2 protein-coding genes are annotated in these 2,118 nt (G+C 73.8%); both read right to left on the bottom strand.

Annotated elements, in window-relative coordinates; all coding sequences use genetic code 11:
- The coding region (locus G3I40_RS26350; RefSeq protein WP_275410223.1) for a beta-ketoacyl synthase N-terminal-like domain-containing protein at positions 1-632 on the bottom strand (632 nt) is incomplete at its 3' end.
- Positions 629-1,894 (bottom strand): beta-ketoacyl-[acyl-carrier-protein] synthase family protein, encoded by a 1,266-nt coding sequence (locus G3I40_RS26345; protein ID WP_164304654.1) that lies wholly within the window; start codon positions 1,892-1,894, stop codon positions 629-631. The genes G3I40_RS26345 and G3I40_RS26350, both read right to left, overlap by 4 nt.
- Between the last annotated feature and the right edge of the window lie 224 nt (positions 1,895-2,118).

The raw sequence follows: 2,118 nt of genomic DNA, 5'->3' as shown, positions 1-2,118 counted from the left end.
CCCCACGGGCACAGGGCCGCGTCGAAGCCGCCGGTGAGCACGGCACGCACGCCCGTACGGAGCCGGCGGCGGGCCTGGGCCACGGCGTCCAGGCCGCCCGCCTGCTCGCTGACGACGACACCGCTCGGCCCGCGCAGGCCGTGCTGGATCGACAGCTGGCCGGAGTTGGCGGCGTAGAACCAGGCGAAGGACTGGTAGGCGCCGACGTGCCGGCGCCCCTTGCTCCACAGTGCCTGCAGTTCGTGCTGGCCGAACTCGAAGCCGCCCAGGGCGTTGGCGGTGACGACGCCCATGGCGTAGTCGGGCAGCGTCCGCGGGTCCAGGGCCGCGTCGCCCAGCGCCTCGGCGGCGGCGGCGAAGGACAGCCGCGTCACACGGTCCGTCTGCGGCAGCAGTTTCGCCGGTACGTGGTCCTCGTCGACGAAGTCCGCCACCTCTCCGGCGAGCGTCGCCGGGTATCCGGAGGCGTCGAACCGGGTGACGGGCGCGATGGCGAGTTCGCCGCGCAGCGTCGCGTCCCACCAGGCGCGGGCGCCGATGCCGCCGGGGGCTACGACGCCGAGTCCGGTGACGGCGGCGCTCACGCCGTGCCACTCCATCAGGCCGGCGTGCTCGGGGGCCACGGCGGTCATGCGGCCACCCCCAGGTGCCGGGTGGTCAGCACCATCGCGCTCTGGAACCCGCCGAATCCGCTGCCGACGCTGAGCACGGTGTCGGTGCGCTGTTCGCGTGCGGTCAGCGGGGTGTAGTCGAGGTCGCAGGCCGGGTCGGGTTCGTGCAGGTTGGCGGTGGGCGGCACCGTGTCGTGGGCGATGGCCAGTGCGCTGGCGGCGATCTCCAGGGCGCCGATCGCACCGAGCGAGTGCCCGATCATCGACTTGATGGAGCTGACCGGCACCCGGTGCGCGTGCTGTCCGAGGCTCCTCTTGAACGCGGCCGTCTCGTGCATGTCGTTCTGCTTGGTGCCCGAGCCGTGGGCGTTGACGTAGTCGACGGCGGTGGCGTCCAGGCGGGCCTCGTCGAGGGCGAGCCGGATGGCCTCGGCCATCTCGCCGCCGTCCAGGCGCAGTCCGGTCATGTGGTACGCGTTGGAGCGGGTGGCGAATCCGGCGATCTCCGCGTAGATGCGGGCACCGCGCCGGACCGCGCGGTCGTGCTCCTCCAGGACGAGCATCGCGCTGCCCTCGCCGAGCACGAACCCGTTGCGGGTCCGGTCGAAGGGCCGGGAAGCGGTCGCGGGCTCGTCGTTGTGCACCGAGGTGGCACGGATCGCGTCGAACGAGGCCAGGGTGATGGGGGTGATGGGGGCCTCCGCGGCACCCGCCACCATGACGTCGGCGCTGCCTTCGCGGATCAGCTCGACGGCGTGGCCGAGCGCGTCGAGTCCGGAGGTGCAGCCGGTGGAGACGACGGCGACCGGCCCCAACGCGCCGCTGTCGCGCGCCACTTCGGCCGCGACCGAGCTGGGTGCGAGGTAGTCGCCGAGCCGTGCCTCGGCCCGGGTGTGGTCGAGGAGCCACCGGCTGCCCGACTCGCTGACGTGTGCGTACACCTCGTCGAGTCCGCTGCTGCAGCCGACGGCCGTACCGAGGGTGACCCCGGTGCGCTCGCCGTCGGCGGCGAGGGCGAGTCCGCTGTCGGCGACGGCCTCGCGGGCCGCGACCAGGGCGAACTGCGCCACGCGGTCGAGGCGGTGGGCCTCGGCGGGGGCGAAGCCGTGGTCCGCCGGGTCGAAGTCCGCCTCCGCGGCGATCTGCGAGCGGAACGTGGCCGCGTCGAACAGCGTGATGCGACGGGTCGCGGTACGCCCCTCGGACAGCAGTGACCAGAACTTCCCGGTGCCCACGCCACCGGGCGCGACCACCCCGATTCCGGTGATGACGACTCGTCTCATCGGTTGCCCCCTCATGTCAGTCGGCTCCAGTGCTGGTGCGGTGTCGGGCCCTGCCGGGCGCTCACCGGTCGGCCGCGACGGGCGACAGGCGCCGCACGGCCCGGCCGGCGCGCCCGATCAGGCGCGGCAGTTCGTGGCCGCGTACGAAGAAGTGATCGCCCGGCACGGTGCGCAGGGCGAAGGGGCCGGTGGTCCAGCGCCGCCACTGCGCCATCGCCTCGGCC

Source organism: Streptomyces sp. SID14478, assembly GCF_010548525.1.
Lineage (GTDB): Bacteria > Actinomycetota > Actinomycetes > Streptomycetales > Streptomycetaceae > Streptomyces.
The sequence above is the reverse complement of the archived record's forward strand: the minus strand, read 5'-3'. Positions and strand labels throughout refer to the sequence as shown.